Origin of the sequence: Sphingomonas faeni, assembly GCF_040407505.1 — a bacterium.
Classification (GTDB): Bacteria; Pseudomonadota; Alphaproteobacteria; order Sphingomonadales; family Sphingomonadaceae; genus Sphingomonas; species Sphingomonas faeni_E.
In genome coordinates this window covers 1-19,889 of record NZ_JAPZPQ010000004.1, presented here as the reverse complement: position 1 = coordinate 19,889, position 19,889 = coordinate 1, and the positions used below count along the sequence as shown (strand labels likewise).

Here is a 19,889-nt window from a genome sequence, read left to right as displayed (position 1 = left end):
CGCCGCCGCCATCGTGAACCAGTGCCACACCAAACCGCGCCGCGAGTCTCGGCATGCGCAGGTCTCGAATTTGGCGGGTGAACGGTAAAGCGGCTTTGTTCCTCCACGCCCCCTGCCCGGCCATGGCACCGGCCGTCAGCGCACGAGCAGCCGCCGGCCTGCGGCATCGGCCGTGTCCTCGGGCCGCGTGTTGAAGGCGATCGCAGCCCTTGGTGCGACGGTGTGGACGAGGTTCAACACGGTCTCGAACAGGCCGAGATTCCTGGGAGGTAGCCTCAGGCCGGCACCGATCACCACGCAATCATACGAGGACTGGCGCAGCGCCGTTTCCAGCATAGCGCTGCCCGCGGCATCGGGCGTGATCATGCAGGTATCGCCCTGCCATCCGCGTTCCCGGATTTTCTCGACCGCGATGGCGATCCCGGCATTGATCTTGCCGGCGTCGAAACCGGGCGGCAGTGACGGATCCGAAAAGTCCACGGTCTCGGGATTCTGGCCGACGAACAATATGCTGGTCATGGGACGTCTCCATAATAACGGTTGTGGTGAAGTCAGACTGTCGCCCAGGCTGCGGCGGTGGCCTTTGCGAAGTCGCGATACGCACGCGGCGGGTGGCCGAGCAGGGTCGTCAGGCGGGCGATCTCGTCGTCGGTGGCGATCGCACCATCCTGTTGATAGCGGTGCATCATCAGCCGCATGTCATAGGCAAGCCACGCCGGTCCGAACGCTTTCATTTGCCGTTCGAGGGTGTCTAGGTCGTTGCCCACATAGCCGATCGACCGCCCCAGCACCGTGCTCCACAGCGCGGTGATCGTCTCGTCCGTGAGAGCGTCGGGACCGACCAGTTCATATGTCTCGCGCGGGAGCGATACGTCGGACTGCTCGCGGCGCAGCAATTCCTTGGCGGCGGCTTCTCCGATATCGCGGATATCGACCATCGAAATGCCCATGCCGCCGATCGGCATGCCGTACACGCCGCCACTGGACAGCGCGTCCTTCAGCCGAAGGTCGTTCTGCATGAAATAGGCCGGGCGCAGGATCGTGACGGGCAGATCCGAGGCATGGATCATCCGCTCCACCGTCATCTTGCTTGCGAAGTGCGGTACGTCGGCATAGGCTTCGCCCTTGAACACCGACAGATAGACGATGCCCTTCACGCTCGCAGCGCGCGCAGCATCCAACGTCAACATCGCCTGCGTCAGTTCATCGGGTGCGTTGGGCGCGAGCAGGAACAGCGTGCTCACGTCTTTCAGCGCGGCGCGTACGCTGTCGATATCCGAAAGATCACCTTTGACGGCGACGACGCCGTCCGGGAAATGCGCATTCTCCGGCATACGGGTCAGCGCGCGGACGTCCGCGCCGTGCCCGTCGAGAAAAGCCAGTACCTGCGTACCGATGGTGCCCGTGCTGCCCGTTACCAATATCGTCATCGAACATCTCCTTGATCGTCGGACGACCTCGTCGCCGCTGAATGCAAGATAGACGTTCCGATTTTGCACGACAGATGCCATTATCAGGACACATCGTCTTGAAAATGGAACAGTCCATGGATCTCGCTGCCTTGGCCGACTTCAATCTCGTCGCCTCCCACGGAGGCTTCGGCCTGGCAGCCCGCGCGGCCCACCGTCCGAAGGCGACTCTGTCGCGCAAGGTCACCGAATTGGAAGCCTATCTGGGCGTCCGGCTGATCGACCGCGGCTCGCGCAGTTTGCGCCTGACTCCCGAAGGCCGTGCGTTGCACGAACAGACCCAAGGCCCCCTCGCCGAGATCGCCGATGCCGAGCACGCCGTCGCCTCGGGTGCATCAGTGCCGCGCGGTACGCTCCGGATCAGCGCGCCGATCGTTCTCGCGCATGTCCTGCTGTCCAAGGTGGGCGCCGAGTTCGTCCGGGCCTACCCGCAGGTCACGCTCGAGATCGTCGCCGAGGATCGGATGGCCGATCCGGTCGCAGACAATTACGACCTGGTACTCCGGATCAACCCCAATCCCGACGAGCGCTTGGTAGGGCGCCGCATCCTCGAAGACGAACGCCTTCTGGTCGCATCGCCCGACATGTCGCGCGATGTGTCGGCGCGGAACGACGATGCGATGGCCGTGCCGGCGGTCGGGCATATCGCCACCTCGCACGATGCGCCGTGGCGGATCAGGACGGAGCACGGCATGCGCATGCTCATCCCGCAGATGCGGTTGCGGTTCTCGTCTTTCCTGATGGTACAGGATGCGGTTCTTGCGGGCGCAGGCGTCGCGCTCATGCCCAAGCTGCTCGCTGCGCAAAATATTGCAGCCGGCAAACTCGTCGTCTGGGGCGTCGATGACGGCCCCAAGGTCGAGATCTGGGCGCTCCAGCACTCGCGCCGGCTGTCTAGCGCGAAAATCCGCGCCTTTCTCGATATGCTGACGTCGACCGCGTGACCGAGAGGCCAAAAAGCGGCATCGCATATTGACGCAGTGCAGCATTTTACCTAACAGCCCGCGCTTCGGATACCGCTAAGCCCGACCAGGCGCAGCCTCGCTCAGCGCTGGAGGCGCCACGCAATCATGACCATGACTTTCGCCGATCTCTCGCTCGCGCCGGCTTTGCTGCGGGCGCTCTCGGAAGAAGGCTATACCAGCCCGACGCCGATCCAGGCGCAGTCGATCCCGATGCTGCTCGAAGGTCGTGACGTGCTTGGCATGGCGCAAACCGGTACCGGCAAGACCGCAGCCTTTGCGCTGCCCCTGCTCCACCGCCTTGCTGCGAACACCCGCCCCGCGCCCAAGGGCGGCGCCCGCATTCTGGTCCTGGCGCCGACCCGCGAACTCGTTTCGCAGATCGCCGCCGGCTTCGAAAGCTTCGGTCGGCATCTGAAGCCCCGCGTCATGACGATCTTCGGTGGGGTAAGCCAGTTCCACCAGGTCAAGACGCTCGAGGATGGCGTCGATATCATCGTGGCGGCACCGGGGCGCCTGCTGGATCTGATCGAGCAGGGCCTGTGCGATCTGTCGCAGCTCGAGGCGCTGGTCCTCGACGAGGCCGACCAGATGCTCGACATGGGTTTCGCCAAGCCGATCGAGCAGATCGTCGCGACGCTGCCGAGGGATCGGCACACGCTGTTGTTTTCGGCGACGATGCCCAAGTCGATCGCCGCGCTGGCGGACAGCCTGCTGCGCGATCCCGCCAGGGTCGAGATCGCGCCGCCATCGACCACCGTCGACCGGATCGACCAGTCGGTGATGTTCCTCGACGCGGCCGACAAGAAGGCGGCGCTGCTGGCGCTGTTGCAGACGCCGAACATGGGCCAGGCGGTCGTCTTCACGTTGCAGAAGAATATCGCCAACGACGTCTGTGCGTTTATCGGCGAGGCTGGCATCACGGCCGAGGCGCTGCACGGCAACAAGTCGCAGGGCCAACGCGAGCGCGCGCTCGACGCCTTCCGCGCTGGCACCGTGCAGGTGCTCGTGGCGACCGATATCGCGGCGCGGGGCATCGACGTCGATACCGTGACGCATGTGTTCAACCATGATCTGCCGAGCCTGCCGGAAAGCTATGTCCACCGGATCGGCCGGACCGGTCGCGCTGGACGCAGCGGCTTCGCCATCACCTTGTGCGATGCCGAGCAGCGCGCGTGGCTGCACGATGTCGAGCGGGAGATCGGCCGGACGCTGACCGTTCAGGACGATCACGAGTGGCATTGCGAGGTTGCACGGCACTCGACCAAGCGCGCGCCGGTGCTCGGCGGTGGCCCCGTCAAGCAGGTCAAGGTGCCAAAGGAGCGCGTCCGCAAGGTGTGGACCGAGGAAGAGAAACTCGCCGCACGCATGGCAGCAAAGGCCGCCTGAGGATCGGACCGGGATTACGACGCATGTTATCCCGGCTCCGTCTCTAGGAGTAACGTCATCCGACGCCCGTCTCCGCTGTTGGCGCCAGCACAGCATCGGCTTCCACCCTCGATCATTATCAAAGCGCCACAATTCGGTCATTGGTCGAGCACGCTCGGCGTCGTGGGGATGCTGAGTCGAGAAAGATAGTTCGTCAAACTTACTGGCGCGCGCGCCATCTCACTGGCAGCGGTATTCAGCCCGCGTGAGAAATCGGTCTACAGCAAGCACTCGTGTCACGGCTTGGAATGCTTCATCATTTCCTGGGCGAGACCGAGCTCGGTGCCTCGTCCGACCGTTGCAAGCCGCAGAACCGGCTCAACCATGCTCTCGCGACCTTCGGACGGTATGCCCCGCGGTCACCGCATGCTGATATCGTTCCGTTCGTAGCCACCTAGACCGCCATTTCGCCATGCCTGTCGGCCTGACGATATCAGTGACACTTCACTCAGCGGGGCGAAATATCTTGATCGTCGCGCCACTGCCTTCCCGGAAAGGACCGGACCGGACAACCGGTCGGTACTTGATCAACATAGTGAGATCCGCTCGCCTATTGATCCCGGACCTGCCCGAGAGGATAGCAACCGCATCCTCGCTCGTGACCGCCAATCCGCCGCCGACAACACCTGGTCGCCGGTCGGGTCAGCCGCCGAGACCAATGGTCTGGCCGCCATCGACGACCATCGCATGGCCAACCATGAACGCCGCGGCGTCAGAGCACATGTAGAGGACGGCGGCGGCGATCTCCTCGGGCTTGCCCATGCGGCCGATCGGCTCCTGCGCGATCATCGTCTTCTGGCCTTCCTCGGTGCCGCCCGACACGCGGTCGGTGATCATCGGCGTTTCGATGATGCCGGGACAGATGACGTTCACGCGGATGTTGTCGCCGATATATTCGAGCGCGGCCGACTTGCTGAGCCCGATCACGCCGTGCTTGACCGCGACGTACCCAGCCTGCCCCGCGATCCCGACGACGCCGGCGCCCGACGAGGTGTTGACGATCGCGCCGCCGCCGCGCTTCTGCATCAGCGGAATCTGGTACTTCATGCACAGGAACACGCCGCGCAGATCGATCGCGGTCATGCGGTCGAAATCCTCCTCGCCGAGGTCCGCCAGCGGGATCTGCTGCTGCTCGATGCCTGCATTGTTGAAGGCGATGTCGATTCCGCCGAAGACCTCGACGGTCTTGTCGAGCGCGGCGCGAACGTCCTCACTCTTCGAGACGTCGCAGGTGATACCGAGCGCGCTGCCCCCCGCGGCCTCGATCGCCACGACGACCTCGGCCACGCCGTCGCCGTTCAGATCGACGACGGCGACATGGGCACCGGCCTTGGCGAAGGCGATCGCGGTGGTGCGGCCGATGCCATTGGCCGCGCCGGTGACGAAGGCGATCTTGCCTGCATAGCTCTGGTTCTGGTCGGCCATCTTTATTTCCTTCACGCTGAGCAGCTTGTTCGCTGCGGACCCGGTCCAGAACGAAGTCGATCGATGCCGCTTCCATGAAATCCCCTCACCGATCCGATGCAGCACCCTCATTGGGCAGGCCGGCCGCCGCGGTCGTTATTTGCGAGTCCAATTCGAAGCCAGTTCCAGGATTCCCGTACATGAAGCCGCATATCATCTGTCACATGGCCAGCAGCATCGACGGCAGGATTCTGCCCGAACGCTGGACGCCGAGCGGCGCGCATTCGCATGCACTGTACGAGGAACTGCATGACCAGCTTGGCGGTGCTTCGTGGCTCGTCGGGCGCGTCACCGGCCAGGAATTCGCCAAGCGAGAAGCGTATCCTGATCGCCCCGAAGCGAAGTTTCCCCGGACGGTGTGGCTGCCCAGGACCGATATCGAGGCGTATGGCATCGTTCTGGATGCACGGGGCAAGATCGCGTGGGGACGCAGCGACGTTGGTGGCGATCCGATCGTCGTCGTCCTGACCAAGGCCGTATCCGACGCGCATCTCGCGGGATTACGCGAGGACGGCGTCGGATACGTCTTCGCCGGGGAAACCGACCTCGACCCGCAAGAGGTTGTAGCGGTCCTTGCTGCCGAACTCGGGATCGACCGCCTGCTCCTTGAAGGCGGCGGTCACATCAACGGCGGCTTTCTTCGTGCGGGCCTTGTCGACGAGATCAGCCTGATGCTCGTTCCCGCGGTCGATGGCGCATCAGGCGCCCCCGCCGCTTTCGATGGCTCTGGCGCGTCGGAGCCGGCCCGGTTACCTATCGATACCCTGGCTTTGATGAGCCATGAGGTCATGGACGGCGGGATCGTCTGGCTTCGGTATCGGGTCACGCCAGCCTGACAACTTAGAGTTTCACGGGCGCGTGCATGAGCAACGCTCACCAAGGCATCAACCTCTGGCCGAATTGTCGGCCTGATCGACTTACCCTAAATTACGGGTCTTCGCAGCCTAATGTTCGTCCCCGAACCGACACGGCGCGAGTGCCCGGATCCGTCGTGATCCCCCCTCGACAACGGGTCCGGGCGCATTCGACACACTCAGGAGAGCCGTCATGGCAAGTCCCATCGCCGCGGTTGCGGAAACCGACGCCGCGCGTATCGACGATCAGCCCGCCCGCTGGGGTGCGGTCTACGCAATGGCGCTGTGCAGCTTCGTGCTCATCGCGTCCGAGTTCATGCCCGTCAGCCTGCTCAGCCCGATCGCGCAGACGCTGAACCTCAGCGAGGGCAAGGCCGGGCAGGCGATCGCCGTATCCGGACTGTTCGCAGTCATCACCAGCCTGTCGTTGTCTGCCGTTCTGGGCAGGATGGACCGCCGGATCGTGCTGCTCGTGCTGACCAGCATGCTGGTGCTATCCGGTGCCATCGTTGCGTTCGCGCCGAGCTATCTGGTGTTCATGGCCGGGCGCGCTCTTCTCGGCGTCGCGATCGGCGGGTTCTGGTCGATGTCCGCCGCGATCGCGATGCGACTGGTGCCGAGCCGGTCGGTCCCGAAGGCGCTCGCCGTCATCAGCGGCGGCAATGCGCTGGCCACCGTGCTCGCGGCGCCGCTCGGCAGCTTCGTCGGCAGCCTGATCGGGTGGCGTGGCGCGTTCTTCTGCGTGGTCCCCGTCGCGGTCGCAGCGGTGATCTGGCAGGCCGTTACGCTGCCGAGCCTTCCCGTGGCGGAACGGCAGAGCGCCCGCGGCATGTTCTCGCTGCTTCGCCGGCCGCCCGTGGTGTTTGGCTTGTTGACCGTCGCCATGCTGTTCATCGGGCAGTTCTCGCTGTTCACCTATCTCCGCCCGTTCCTCGAGCAGGTGACGCACGTCACCCCGGCGATGCTGTCTGTCATGCTGCTCATTCTTGGCGTGGCGGGGTTCATCGGCACGGTCCTGATCGGCCGCGTGCTGAACGGGGGACTGTTCCTCACTCTCGCTGTATTGCCCGCGTTGATGGCGGCCACGGCGGTGGCGCTGACGGTCGTCGGGACGTCGGTCGTCGCCGTCGGGATCCTGCTCGCGGTCTGGGGTTTTGCGGGCACGTCCGCGCCGGTAGCATGGTGGACGTGGCTGGCGCGCACCGTACCCGACGAGGCCGAGGCCGGCGGCGGGCTGATGGTCGCGATCGTGCAGCTTGCGATTACGCTCGGCGCGACGATGGGCGGCATCGTCTTCGATACGGCCGGACCACGCGCCGAGTTCCTGGCCAGCGCCGGCCTCCTCGCAGTCGCAGCGGTCGCCGCCCTGGCGATCGGTCGCGCGCATCGTGGCGCAGCCGGGCATGCGCAGGCCGCGACTGCATGAAGCAGGCGCTGGCGATCCTGCACTTCCTGCGTGACTGTGCCGAGCGCGAGGAGCGGGCCGCGCTGGTGACGCTGACCGATGTCACCGGCAGCGCGGCGCGCGCTCCGGGCGAGCATATGGCGGTCGCCGAAAACGGACGGTCGCTTGGATCGTTTTCCGGCGGATGCGTCGAAGTCGCTGTGATCGCCGAGGCGCGGGAGGTGCTTGCCGAGGGGCGGGCGAGACACGTGCGCTACGGCGACGGTTCGCGTTATATAGACATTCGGTTGCCCTGCGGCGGAGGCATCGACCTGCTGTTCACGCCGGCGCCAGACCGTCGGCAGATCGATTGCGCCATCGCCGTTCTGGAACGGCGCGAGCCGCTCACGCTTCGGCTCATCATTGATGGCGATCTGACTGCCGCCCGTTCGGATGAAGACGATCGCACGCTATGGCGCGATACCGCGTTCATCGTGCGGCACGATCCGGTCCCGCGGTTGATCGTGATGGGACATGGCGCGGAACCCGCCGCGATGCTCGACATCGCCCGTGCCTACGGCGCCGACGTCATGCTCTTGAGCCCGCAGAACTCGCTGGTGGAGGACGCACGGGAGAAGGGCATGTCCGCCGCGCTTCTCCGCTTCGTCGGCCGCGTCGACGAGTTGGTGGTCGATTCCTGGACGGCCGTCATCACGCTGTTCCACGATCACGACTGGGAGACACCGCTTCTGCTCCAGGTCCTCGAACAGCGCCCGTTCTTCGTCGGCGCGATGGGCAGCCTGCGTACGCATCTCGAACGCCAGCGGCGCCTGCGCGAAGCGGGCGCGATTCCGGATGATATCGCGCGGGTCGTCGGACCGGTCGGTCTGATCAAGGCGACCCGCGACCCACGGACGCTGGCGCTCTCGATCATGGCGCAGGTGGTCCAGGCATACGAAGCAGCGACCATGAGCCATCCTCATGGTTCCATTGAACAACACGCACGCTCCGAACGCGGTGGCAGTGCGTTACAGTCCTCGACAATCGTTGATGTAAATCAGACCCTTACCGCGGACGCGCGGTTCGACAGGAAGGAAGGCGAAGCCCATGCCCAGCGTATCTGAAGTGGAATTTTCGCGACGTGGGCTGCTCGCGGGAAGCGCGGCGACTGCCGTGATCGTCGCATCGCCAGCCGGTGCCGCCGCCACGACGGCGCCCAAGGCGGACGCCGTGCCGACCATGCCGGTGCGCTTCAAGGTCAATGGCGAGAAGCGCGAACTCAGCCTCGATCCGCGGACCACCCTGCTCGACGCGTTGCGCGAGCATCTCCACCTGACCGGCACCAAGAAGGGTTGCGATCACGGCCAGTGTGGCGCGTGCACCGTGATGGTCGACGGCGTCCGGATCAATTCCTGCCTCAGCCTCGCGGTGATGCACGAAGGCGACGAGATCACGACGATCGAGGGCCTCGGCACACCCGAAAAGCTGCATCCGATGCAAGCGGCCTTCATCAAGCATGACGGCTATCAGTGCGGCTATTGCACGCCGGGGCAGATTTGCTCAGCGGTTGCAGTCCTCGACGAGATCAAGCGTGGGGTTCCTAGCCATGCGCAGGGCGACCTGATGACCAAGCCGACCGCGACGAACGTCGAGATGCGCGAGCGGATGAGCGGCAACATCTGCCGCTGCGGTGCCTATTCCAACATCGCCGAGGCCATGGCCGAAGTCGCGGGAGCAAAAGCATGAGAGCCTTTACCTATGAGCGCGCCAAGGATGCGAGCGGCGCCGCGCGTGCCGTTGCGGCAAACCCGGCTGCCAAGTTCATCGCGGGCGGGACCAACCTGCTCGACCTGATGAAGATCGAGGTCGAGACGCCGACGCATCTGGTCGACGTGCAGGATCTCGGCTTTGACAAAATCGAGGCGAGACGCGACGGCGGCCTGCGGATCGGCGCGCTGGTCACCAACACGAACCTCGCCGCCGACGAGCGCGTCCGCCGCGATTATGGCGTGCTGACCCGCGCGATCGTCGCGGGCGCCTCGGGCCAGTTGCGCAACAAGGCGTCGACCGCGGGCAATCTGCTCCAGCGTACGCGGTGCCCGTATTTCTACGACACCAACATGGCGTGCAACAAGCGCAAGCCGGGTTCGGGTTGCGCCGCGATCGGTGGGTATTCGCGCCAGTTGGGCGTGATCGGTGTCAGCGACAGCTGCATCGCGACGTTCCCGGGCGACATGGCGGTCGCGATGCGCGTGCTGGACGCGGTAGTCGAGACCATCGACGCGACCGGTCAGCGCCGTTCGATCCCGATCGCCGACTTCCACCGGTTGTGGGGTGATACGCCGCAGCAGGATACCGTGCTGAAGCAGGGCGAACTGATCACCGCCGTCACCTTGCCAAAGCCACTCGGCGGCAAGCATTTCTACGAGAAGGTGCGCGATCGCGCCTCGTACGCCTATGCGCTGGTGTCGATCGCCGCGGTGATCCAGCCCGACGGGACCGGACGCGTCGCATTCGGCGGCGTGGCCCCCCGCCCCTGGCGTGTCGAGGCGGCGGATGCGCTGTTGCCACGCGGTGCCGCCGCGGTGACGGCGCGCGCGTTCCAGGGCGCGACACCGACCAAGGACAACGCGTTCAAGCTGCCGCTCGCCACCCGTGCGCTGGCCTCGGTCCTCGCCGAAGCGAAGGCATAAGCCCATGAAGTTCGAAACACCCGCCGCCGCCAACCCGATCGATCGCATGAAGGTCGTCGGGCGCGCGCAAACCCGCATCGACGGTCCGCTCAAGACCACCGGGTTGGCGCCCTATGCGTATGAGCACCGCGATGAGATCGAGAACGCCGCGTACGCCTATGTCGTCGGCGCGGCCGTTGCCAAGGGACGCATCAATGCAGTCGACACGGCCGCCGCCAAGGCCGCGCCCGGCGTGATCGCGATCGTGACGGCTGCCGACGTGGGCAAGCTTGGCAAGGGCAAGTTCAACACCGTCAAGCTGTTGGCCGGGCTCGATGTCGATCATTACCACCAGGCAGTGGCCGTCGTCGTCGCCGAGACGTTCGAGCAGGCGCGTGCGGCTGCGGGTCTGGTCCGTGTCGATTACGCGCGGGTGAAAGGCCGCTTCGATCTCGACGCCGCGCTGAAGACGGCGCCGCTGACCGATGCCGAAAAGCCCGGCAAGGGCGAGGACCGGGTCGGCAATTTCGAGACCGCGTTCGCATCCGCGCCGGTCAAGCTCGACGCCGAATACACCACGCCGGATCACAGCCATGCGATGATGGAGCCGTTCGCCTCGATCGCCGCCTGGAACGGCGATGCGCTGACCGTGTGGACGTCGAACCAGATGATAGACTGGGGACGTACCGATCTCGCCACCACGCTGAATATGCCCAAGGAGAAGGTCACCTTCCTGTCGCCCTATGTCGGCGGCGGTTTTGGCGGGAAGCTGTTCCTACGCAGCGATGCGGTGCTGGCGGCGCTCGGCGCGAAGGCGGCGGGTCGTCCGGTCAAGCTCGCGATGAGCCGGCCGATGATGGCCAACAACACGACCCACCGTCCAGCCACGCGCCAGCGCATCCGTATCGGCGCGACCAAGGACGGCACGATCATCGCGATCGCGCATGAGAGCGGTTCGGGCGACCAGCCGAACGGCAGCCCGGAAGCCGCGGTGCTCCAGACGAACCTGCTTTATGCTGGCGCGAACCGCCTGACGTCGATGCGGCTGGCCGTGCTCGATCTGCCCGAGGGCAACGCGATGCGCGCGCCGGGTGAAGCGCCGGGCCTCATGGCGCTCGAAGTCGCGATGGACGAGATGGCGGAAAAGCTGCGAATGGATCCGATCGCCTTCCGCGTGAAGAACGACACGCAGGTCGATCCGAAGGACCCCAAGCGGCGCTTCTCGCAGCGCCAGCTGGTGCGCTGCCTGACCGAAGGCGCGCAGCAGTTCGGCTGGTCGCGCCGCAATGCGCAGCCCGGCCAGGTTCGTGACGGTCGCTGGCTGGTCGGAATGGGCGTGGCGTCCGCGTTCCGCAACCACATGAACATGACGTCGGGCGCGCGAGTCCGGCTCGGCAAGGACGGCATCGTCACGGTCGAGACGGACATGACCGACATCGGCACCGGCAGCTACACGATCATTGCCCAGACCGCGGCGGAAATGATGGGCGTACCGCTCGATACGGTCGTCGTGAAGCTCGGCAGTTCCGCGTTCCCGGTCTCGGCCGGGTCGGGTGGCCAGTTCGGCGCCGCCAACGCTACCGCCGGCGTCTATGCCGCGTGCGTCAAGCTGCGCGAGGCTGTGGCGCAACGTCTCGGCTATAACTCGGCCGATGCGGTATTCGACGGCGGCAAGGTCACGAGCGGCAACAGGTCGGCCGATCTTCGCCAGGCGGCGTCGGCCGGCGAGCTCGTTGCCGAGGACAAGATCGAATACGGCACTCTCGACAAGAGCTGGCAGATTTCGACCTTCGGCGCGCATTTCGTCGAGGTCGGCGTCGATACCTATACCGGTGCCACCCGCTTGCGCCGGATGCTCGCGGTTTGCGCGGCCGGACGCATCCTCAATCCGACATCGGCGCGCAGCCAGGTGATCGGGGCAATGACGATGGGTGTCGGCAGCGCGTTGATGGAGGAATTGGCTGTCGACAAGCGGTTCGGCTTCTTCGTCAACCACGACCTCGCCAGCTACGAGGTGCCGGTCCATGCCGACATCCCGCATCAGGAGGTGATCTTCCTCGACGAGGCCGACGACAAGGCCAATCCGATGAAGGCCAAGGGTATCGGCGAGCTCGGCCTGTGCGGCGTCGGCGCGGCGATCGCCAACGCCGTGTACAACGCGACCGGCGTCCGCCTTCGCGACTATCCACTGACCCTCGACAAGCATCTCGACCGGTTGCCGGCGGTGGCGTGAGCTACGCTGCACGGGGCGGCTGGATTTACGGCGAATGGGAGACAAGACGATGATACCCGAAAAGACCGCCCTGTTGCTGATCGAGTACCAGAACGACTTCGTGAGCGAAGGCGGCGCGCAGCATGACGCGGTTAAGGCGGTGATGGCCGACACCGACATGCTCGCGCACAGCCGGGCTGTTGTGGAGCAGGCGCGTGCGCGCGGCGTGACCGTGATGCACGCGCCGATCAACTTTGCGGCCGGCTATCCCGAGATGCCGTCCGAGCCTTACGGCATTCTGGCCGGCATCAAGCAGGCGCAGGCCTTCCGCAAGGACAGCTGGGGCGCGGCGATTGCCGATGCGATGGCACCGGCCGACGGCGACATCGTGGTCGAGGGCAAGCGCGGCCTCGACTGCTTCGCCAGCACCAACATCGATTTCATCCTGCGCCAGCGCGGCATCACCGATCTCGTGATCGCCGGCTTCCTCACCAATTGCTGCGTCGAATCGACCATGCGCTCGGCCTATGAACGCGGCTTCCGCGTGGTCACGCTGACCGATTGCACCGCGACGCTCAGTTCCGAACAGCAAGAGGCGGCGGTCACGAAGACCTTCCCTATGTTCTCGCGTCCGATGACGCACGACCGGTTCCTCGCCGATCTGGAGACCCCTGCATGAAGTTCGACACGCCCGCAGGCACGACGCCGATCGACCAGTTGAAAGTCGTGGGGCGCGCCCATCCTCGCGTCGAAGGTCCCCTGAAAACCACCGGCACCGCGCGCTATGCGGCGGAGCATCACGACGTCGCACCGGGTGCAGCCTATGGCTACATCCTCGGCGCGGCGATCGGCAAGGGACGGATCGAGCGCATCGACACGACCGCCGCCCGCGCCGCACCCGGCGTCAGCGCGATCGTTACGCACGAGAATTCGGGTCCGATCGGCAAGGGCGAATTCTACGTCCAGCGCGTCCTCGCCGGGCCGATGGTCGATCATTATCACCAGGCGGTCGCGGTCGTCGTCGCCGATACGTTCGAACAGGCGCGCGCCGCGGCGGCCCTGATCCGCGTCAGCTACGCGCGCGGCAATGGTCGCTTTGATCTCGCCGCGCAGAAGCCAGCGAGCCCGATCGCGCCGAAGGAAGCGTTCGGCGGCCCGAGCGAACTGTCGGTCGGCGCCTTCGCGACCGCGTTCGCCGGTGCCCCGGTCAAGGTCGACGAGACCTACACCGTCCCCGATCACGCGCATGCGATGATGGAGCCGCATGCAACGATCGCACGGTGGGATGGCGACAAACTCACCTGCTGGACCTCGATCCAGTCGATGAACTGGGGCTGCCGCGATCTAGGCCTGATCATCGGCACGCCGAAGGAGAATATCCGCCTGCACTCTGCCTTCATCGGCGGCGGCTTTGGCGGCAAGGGCACGACGCAGAGCGATCTCGCGCTGGCTGCCCTCGCTGCCCGGGTATCAGGGCGTCCGGTCAAACTGGTTCTGCAACGCCCGCTGATGTTCAACAACACGATCCATCGGCCGAAGACGATCCAGCGGGTCCGGCTGGGCGCGGCGAAGAACGGCAAGCTGGTCGCGATCGGTCACGACAGTTGGTCGGGCAATCTAGCGGGGGGCCGTACCGAGCCTACCACCCTGCCCACGCGGTTGATGTACGCCGGCGAGAGCCGACTGCTGCGTCGCTATCTCGCGCCCCTCGATCTCGCCGAGGGCAACGCCATGCGCGCGCCGGGCGAGGCACCGGGCATGATGGCGCTCGAGGTCGCGATGGACGAACTGGCCGAGAAGCTCGGCATGGATCCGGTCGCGCTGCGGATCGCCAACGACACGCAGGTCGATCCCGAAAAGCCCGAGCGCCGTTTCTCGACCCGGCCGTTCGTGCAGTGCCTGAAAGAGGGCGCAGAGCGGTTCGGCTGGAATGCGCGGGTCGCGAAACCCGGTAGCCGGCGCGACGGGAAGTGGCTGATCGGGATGGGCATGGCCAGCGCGATCCGCGGCGCGCCGATCATGAAGGCGGGTGCGCGCGTCCGGCTCGGCAAGGACGGTCGCGTCACGGTCGAGACTGACATGACCGACATCGGCCAGGGCAGCTACACGATCGTCGCGCAGACCGCCGCAGAGATGATGGGCGTGCCCCTCAACCATGTGACCGCGAAGCTCGGCGATTCCACTTTCCCCGAAACGCCCGGCTCCGGCGGTCAGGCGGGCGCAGCGTCGACCACCGCGGGTGTTTACGCAGCCTGCGCGAAGCTACGCGACCTGGTGGCGCAGCGGATGGGCTTCAACACGGCCGACGTGACGTTCGCGGACGGCCGCGTCAGCTCGGCGGGCCGTTCGATCGCGCTCGCCGATGCAGCGAAGGACGGCGAGATCGTCGCTGAAGACTCCATGGAATATGGCGACCTGAGCAAGCAATATGCCCAGCAGACCGTCGGCGCGCATTTCGCCGAGGTCGCCGTGGACGCCTTTACCGGCGCGGTCCGCGTCCGCCGCATGCTAGCGGTTTGCGCGGCCGGGCGAATTCTCAATCCTACTACCGCGCGCAGCCAGGTGATCGGTGGGATGACGATGGGTATCGGTGCCGCGCTGATGGAGGAGATGGCGGTCGACACCCGCTTCGGGTTCTTCGTCAATCACGATCTCGCCGGTTACGAAGTGCCGGTTCACGCCGACGTGCCGCATCTCGAAGCGCATTTCATCAACGAGGTCGACGCGACCATGTCGCCGCTAAAGGCAAAGGGCGTCGGCGAACTGGGCCTCACGGGCGTGGCGCCAGCAATCGCCAACGCGGTCTACAATGCGACCGGCATGCGGGTGCGCGAATATCCGATGACGCTCGAGAAGCACCTCGCCAGCCTGCCGGAGATCGTGTGACACCTGGTAGCGAGTCAGCCTCGTTGGCGGCGTACGGCCAACCCGCCACGACGGCGACCAAAACCGGAAATCCAGTAGAGGCACCGCCCGAGAGGTATCGGCAATGACGAAGATCGACATCGATGCCGGAACCCACCAGTGGACCGCGCAAATCTCGGACAGCCCATCGGCACGCGACTTTCTCGCGCAACTCCCGATCGACCTGACGTTGACCGATTATGCCGCGACAGAGAAGATCGCCACGCTGCCCCGGCCACTGACCCGCGACGGTGTACCGGCCACGGTCACACCTCGCGCGGGAGAGATCGGGTATTACGCGCCCTGGGGGAACATTGCGCTGTATCACAAGGATGGCCCGCGCTCTCCGGGCCTCGTGGTCATCGGTCGGATCGACGAGCCCTACGCCGATCTAGCCAGCCCAGGCGATGTCCAGGTCACCATCCGACAGCACGACGCTGCTCCCGAGCACAACTGAGGTCCGAGCGCGAAAGCTCCCTCGCTGTCTCCGGGCGTGCAGATACTGCAGGTCTCCGATACTTACGACGCCGAGCCCCTTTCCGTGATCGCGGGTAGCGTTTCGGCAAGATGGAGACGATGAAACGTTCAGACTCTGATCGCAGCCGCACAGCGCAGGATACCCCATGCCGACCAGTCGATCCGATCTTGCCGACCTCACCTATTTCCTCGCAATCTCCCGGCATCGAAGCTTCAGGCTTGCCGGGCTCGAACTGGGAGTCAGCGCATCGGCGCTCAGTCACGCATTGAAGGGGCTCGAGGCCCGGCTTGGCGTCCGCCTGCTGCATCGCACCAACCGGAGCGTCACACTGACCGCGGCCGGCGAGGAACTGCGCGACAAGGTGGCGGAACCGTTCGGCACGATCGATCAGGCGGTCGAAGGGCTCAACCGCTATCGTGACGCGCCGACCGGGCGGGTTCGACTCAACGTGGCCGCGGAAGCCGCACCGCTGTTGCTGGCGCCGATCATGCCGGTCTTCATCGAGCGGTATCCCGATATCGAGATCGACATCGCCGCGCTGGATCAGATGACCGACGTGATCGACGACGGCTTCGATGCCGGGATCCGGTACGGCGGGACGGTACCCGAGGACATGGTGGCGCAGCGTCTGTCGGGCGAACTTCGCTGGGTGGTGGTCGCGTCCCCCGCCTATCTCGATAAGTTCGGCGTTCCGCAGCATCCGTCCGATCTGAACCAGCATCATTGCCTCGGGATCCGTCTCGGCAATGCCCATATCTATCGGTGGGAGTTCGAAGGTCCCGAGGGCGAGTTCTCCGTTCCCGTACCGAGCAAGATCCTCGTCAACGGCGGCCGGGCCATGCTGGCCATGGCGCTCGCGGGGACCGGCCTGATGTACGGGATGGAAGCATCCTTCGCGCCCCACCTCGCACGAGGCGAACTGCAACTGGTGCTAGAGGACTGGGCGACGATGGGCCCCGGCTACCACGTCTATTACTCCAGCCGTCGCCAGGTGCCGACCGGCCTCAGACTGCTGATCGAACTCATCCGGGAGATGCGTCCGCTGGGGCTCTGAGACGGATCGACATTCAGCTACTTACCTCGTCCACCTCGCTATCGACCGTGTAGGTAACGGCAGCGACGATCCGTGCCGCGAGCGCCTGCTGGGCGGCGAGGGATGCCCCGCCACCACGCTTACCAGGGCATGCGGCATGACTCAGCTGTCCTTGAAGACGTCGCGCGCGACCTGGATCGCGGTCATCGCGGTCGGCCAGCCCGCATAGAAGGCTGTATGCGTGATCGCGGCGATGATCTCGTCCTGAGTCAGGCCGTTCTCGATTCCCTTCTTGAGATGGAAGCCAAGCTCGTGGTGCCGATACAGCGCCGCCAAGTTGACGATTGTGACGAGGCTGCGGTCGCGCGGCGACAGCGTGTCGTCCGCCCATACATCGCCGAACAGCACCTTGTCGGTAATTTCCGCGAGCTTGGGGGCGATATCGCCGAAGGTATCGCGTGCGTTGGTCGGTTCGCCTGCCATGTGGCCTTCTCCTGGTCACAGTTGTTGACGTCAGCGAGCGGTCGAGAAACGGCGCGCTGTCGATAGTCAGATAATGCCGCCGCATGCCGCTGATTACCGGCACTTGCGTCCATGCCCCGATGAAGCTGACTCATTAATCGACGGGGTCGTCATCCGAGGGGACGTAGTTCCCGGATTAGGTCAAGCAGCAGCCGGAGCGGAACAGGCACCTGCCGCCGGCTGGAATAATAGAGATGAAATGCAGGGCCGGTCGTCGACCAGTCCTCCAGCACAAGCCGCAGGCTGCCCTGTGCGACGTGGGGAGCGAAGGCGGGTTCGGTCCCGTACATCATGCCCGCGCCGTTGATCGCCATCGCCTGCATCGTCGGCGTTTCGTTCACCGTGACGCGGCTGGGCAGCGCGATCGCGAACTCTCCCTCGGGACCTTCGAATTCCCATTGGTAGATGCGGTCGTCCCCCAGGCGCACACCGAGGCAGCGATGATGGAGCAGGTCTTCGGGACGTGTCGGTACGCCGAACCGATCGAGATAGCCGGGGGACGCAGCGACGACCCAGCGCAGATCCGGCGACAGTCGCTGAACGATCATGTCCTCGGGCACCGTGCCGCCATAGCGGATCCCGGCATCGAACCCCTCGCCAACCACGTCGACCAGACGGTTGCTGGCGACGATATCGACCGCGATGTCGGGATAGCGATCGAGAAACACCGGCATTACGGGCCCGAGCAGCAGCGTCGCCGCGTCCGCCACGACGTTGAGGCGAATGTGCCCGGCCGGCTTGTCCCGGAACCGGGCAAGATTCTCGACAGCCTGCCCGATCGCCGCGAGCGGCGCGTCGATCGCCGCAAGCAGCTCCTCCCCGGCGGCGGTCAACGTGACGGATCGGTTCGTACGATTGAACAGGCGTACGCCGAGGCGCCCCTCGAGCGCCTTGAGCGAATGGCTGAGCGCGGACGCGCTCACCCCCATCTCCAGCCCGGCAAGACGGAAATTGCGGTGCCGGGCAATCGCCAGGACATAGGCAAAATCGGCGAGATCCGCCCTGTTGGGCAACGTCGCCTGGCCAATTTGCCGATCGTCGGGGCCGCTCAGCGTTGCGGGCCCTTGAACTGAGCTTCCGTGACGGGCTCAAGCCAAGTCACGTTCTCACCCGCAAGCGTCTCGCTGATCGCAAGATGGCTCATGCCGGTCGTCGCTGTCGCACCGTGCCAATGGCGCACCCCCGGTTTCACGTAAACGATATCGCCCTGGCAGATGCGGGCGACTGGTCCGCCGTCTTCCTGCGTCCAACCGCAACCTTGCGTGACGTAAAGCGTCTGGCCCGCCGGATGCGTGTGCCAATTGCTCCGCGCACCAGGCGAGAAGGCGACCAGCGCAGTTCCGGCTTGTCCGGGGGGCGTGGGGTTCGTCAGTCTTCGCACGGTGACGCGACCCGTAAAGGTCTTGGCCGGCCCCGGTCTGGCCTCGACGGAGTCGCGCCGGACGACGGTCTGTGCCTGTCCGACCGATGTTCCGGCCAGCAGCGTCGCCGCGATCGGCAGCGACCGCAGCACGCTCAACCAATCAGCTCGCATATTGGTCGTCCGTTACCGGTTCGAGCCAATCGACATTCTTGCCGTCGACGGCTTCGGTGATCGCGATATGGCTCATCCCGGTCGTTGCCGTCGCGCCATGCCAATGCCGTTCGCCCGCATCGAAATACACCGTATCACCTGGGCCGACGTCCTCGCGCGGTTCGCCCTCGCGCTGAACCCAGCCCTTGCCCGCCGTAATCACGATCGTCTGGCCGGCCGGGTGCGTATGCCACACCGTCCGCGCGCCGGGCGCGAACGTCACGACCGCGGTCGACGCACGCCCAGGCGCGTTCGGCTGCGCCATATTGTCGATCCGGACGGTGCCGGAAAAATTGGCGGGAACCTGGCCCGTCATCGACGGCGACGATGCATTACGCGTGATCTTCATGGCTATCTCCTGATGGCAGTAGGATGCATCGAAACAACGCTCCGCCACGCCAAGGGATCATTGAGCTAGGTTCATTGCCTCGGTGAATATCCGGACCGGCACCTCGGGGAAACTAGGACGTCATCCATCGCCGAATTTCGCCATACTTTAAAATTATCAACCGCACGGACGTCGAGCATGAGATCGAGCGCTCCCACCATATCGGCGAACGCCGTGTCCGGCGCGAGTTTGAGGACTCGATCGACGCCGCGCTAGACCCCGTCCGCGCCATGAGCATGCGTTGGGCCCGGATCTGCGCAGAACCGAACCATCGAACCGACGCGAAACGGTACAATGGCGTTCGACATGCACGGCGTATGCGACACCGCATGCATGGCAATCGGTCATGCGGAATTCCAAGAGCGGTTGTGCGACAGTGCTCGACCTGTTCGCACTCGCCGCCGATAAAGAACAACAGGTCCCGATTGACGGCTCCGCAGTCGAACCGGGTCACCAGCGTGTCGATACGTTTGCGTGTCAGACAGCGGACGAAGCCCAGGCCGCTGTCGTGCCAACTCGTGGCGTCCACCTCGTCGACGCCGACCG

Annotated in this window: 19 protein-coding genes; 12 read left to right on the top strand and 7 right to left on the bottom strand. The window is 65.2% G+C overall.

All coding sequences use genetic code 11. The features are described 5' to 3' along the window. Window positions 1–135: 135 nt before the first annotated feature. A complete protein-coding gene (locus O6X71_RS13195; protein WP_353466269.1) occupies window positions 136–519 on the bottom strand; it encodes a hypothetical protein in 384 nt (127 codons plus the stop codon). A 32-nt stretch (window positions 520–551) separates the two neighbouring features. Then, a complete protein-coding gene (locus tag O6X71_RS13190) occupies window positions 552–1,430 on the bottom strand; it encodes an NmrA/HSCARG family protein (protein WP_353466268.1) in 879 nt (292 codons plus the stop codon). Window positions 1,431–1,546: 116 nt separating this feature from the next. Here O6X71_RS13190 and O6X71_RS13185 point away from each other — a divergent pair, with 116 nt between their 5' ends. After that, a complete protein-coding gene (locus O6X71_RS13185) occupies window positions 1,547–2,413 on the top strand; it encodes a LysR family transcriptional regulator (protein ID WP_353466267.1) in 867 nt (288 codons plus the stop codon). A gap of 126 nt (window positions 2,414–2,539) precedes the next feature. Next, on the top strand, window positions 2,540–3,820 hold the full coding sequence (locus O6X71_RS13180; protein WP_353466266.1) for a DEAD/DEAH box helicase: 1,281 nt from the start codon (window positions 2,540–2,542) through the stop codon (window positions 3,818–3,820). 681 nt (window positions 3,821–4,501) lie between these two features. Here O6X71_RS13180 and O6X71_RS13175 read toward each other — a convergent pair. Next, entirely contained in the window at window positions 4,502–5,284 is a 783-nt protein-coding gene (locus tag O6X71_RS13175) for a glucose 1-dehydrogenase (protein ID WP_353466265.1), read from the bottom strand. Between the two features lie 179 nt (window positions 5,285–5,463). On the opposite strand from O6X71_RS13175, the gene O6X71_RS13170 reads away from it, so the two are divergent. The 10 genes from O6X71_RS13170 (at window position 5,464) to O6X71_RS13125 (ending at window position 16,881) form a co-directional block, all read left to right on the top strand. Further along, window positions 5,464–6,159: a RibD family protein gene (locus O6X71_RS13170; RefSeq protein ID WP_353466264.1), complete on the top strand. Its 696-nt coding sequence runs from the start codon at window positions 5,464–5,466 to the stop codon at window positions 6,157–6,159. 211 nt (window positions 6,160–6,370) lie between these two features. Further along, complete coding sequence (locus tag O6X71_RS13165) at window positions 6,371–7,603, top strand: MFS transporter (RefSeq protein WP_353466263.1); 1,233 nt, start codon at window positions 6,371–6,373, stop codon at window positions 7,601–7,603. Next, on the top strand, window positions 7,600–8,685 hold the full coding sequence (locus O6X71_RS13160) for an XdhC family protein (RefSeq protein WP_353466262.1): 1,086 nt from the start codon (window positions 7,600–7,602) through the stop codon (window positions 8,683–8,685). Before O6X71_RS13165 ends, O6X71_RS13160 begins: the two co-directional genes overlap by 4 nt. Beyond that, complete coding sequence (paoA, locus tag O6X71_RS13155; protein WP_353466261.1) at window positions 8,669–9,307, top strand: aldehyde dehydrogenase iron-sulfur subunit PaoA; 639 nt, start codon at window positions 8,669–8,671, stop codon at window positions 9,305–9,307. The genes O6X71_RS13160 and paoA overlap by 17 nt, the downstream gene beginning before the upstream one ends. Then, window positions 9,304–10,254: an FAD binding domain-containing protein gene (locus tag O6X71_RS13150; protein ID WP_353466260.1), complete on the top strand. Its 951-nt coding sequence runs from the start codon at window positions 9,304–9,306 to the stop codon at window positions 10,252–10,254. Before paoA ends, O6X71_RS13150 begins: the two co-directional genes overlap by 4 nt. Window positions 10,255–10,258: 4 nt before the next feature. Then, window positions 10,259–12,466, top strand: a complete 2,208-nt coding sequence (paoC, locus tag O6X71_RS13145; RefSeq protein ID WP_353466259.1) for an aldehyde oxidoreductase molybdenum-binding subunit PaoC — start codon at window positions 10,259–10,261, stop codon at window positions 12,464–12,466. A 49-nt stretch (window positions 12,467–12,515) separates the two neighbouring features. Further along, complete coding sequence (locus tag O6X71_RS13140; protein ID WP_353466258.1) at window positions 12,516–13,124, top strand: cysteine hydrolase; 609 nt, start codon at window positions 12,516–12,518, stop codon at window positions 13,122–13,124. Beyond that, a complete protein-coding gene (gene paoC, locus O6X71_RS13135) occupies window positions 13,121–15,331 on the top strand; it encodes an aldehyde oxidoreductase molybdenum-binding subunit PaoC (RefSeq protein ID WP_353466257.1) in 2,211 nt (736 codons plus the stop codon). Before O6X71_RS13140 ends, paoC (O6X71_RS13135) begins: the two co-directional genes overlap by 4 nt. 103 nt (window positions 15,332–15,434) lie before the next feature. Then, on the top strand, window positions 15,435–15,806 hold the full coding sequence (locus tag O6X71_RS13130) for a cyclophilin-like fold protein (RefSeq protein ID WP_353466256.1): 372 nt from the start codon (window positions 15,435–15,437) through the stop codon (window positions 15,804–15,806). Between the two features lie 166 nt (window positions 15,807–15,972). Next, the gene (locus O6X71_RS13125; RefSeq protein ID WP_353466255.1) at window positions 15,973–16,881 is read left to right on the top strand and encodes a LysR family transcriptional regulator; all 909 of its coding nucleotides are present in this window, start codon (window positions 15,973–15,975) and stop codon (window positions 16,879–16,881) included. A gap of 141 nt (window positions 16,882–17,022) precedes the next feature. Here the strand turns inward: O6X71_RS13125 and O6X71_RS13120 are convergent, their stop codons facing one another. The 4 genes from O6X71_RS13120 to O6X71_RS13105 all read right to left on the bottom strand — a co-directional run bounded on the left by O6X71_RS13120 (window position 17,023) and on the right by O6X71_RS13105 (window position 19,304). Continuing rightward, window positions 17,023–17,343, bottom strand: a complete 321-nt coding sequence (locus O6X71_RS13120) for a carboxymuconolactone decarboxylase family protein (protein ID WP_353466253.1) — start codon at window positions 17,341–17,343, stop codon at window positions 17,023–17,025. Window positions 17,344–17,492: 149 nt separating this feature from the next. Continuing rightward, the gene (locus tag O6X71_RS13115; protein ID WP_353466252.1) at window positions 17,493–18,395 is read right to left on the bottom strand and encodes a LysR family transcriptional regulator; all 903 of its coding nucleotides are present in this window, start codon (window positions 18,393–18,395) and stop codon (window positions 17,493–17,495) included. Between the two features lie 35 nt (window positions 18,396–18,430). Further along, the gene (locus O6X71_RS13110) at window positions 18,431–18,916 is read right to left on the bottom strand and encodes a (R)-mandelonitrile lyase (protein ID WP_353466251.1); all 486 of its coding nucleotides are present in this window, start codon (window positions 18,914–18,916) and stop codon (window positions 18,431–18,433) included. After that, window positions 18,906–19,304, bottom strand: coding sequence for a (R)-mandelonitrile lyase (locus tag O6X71_RS13105; protein ID WP_353466250.1), 399 nt, complete (start codon window positions 19,302–19,304; stop codon window positions 18,906–18,908). Before O6X71_RS13105 ends, O6X71_RS13110 begins: the two co-directional genes overlap by 11 nt. Window positions 19,305–19,889 lie beyond the last annotated feature (585 nt).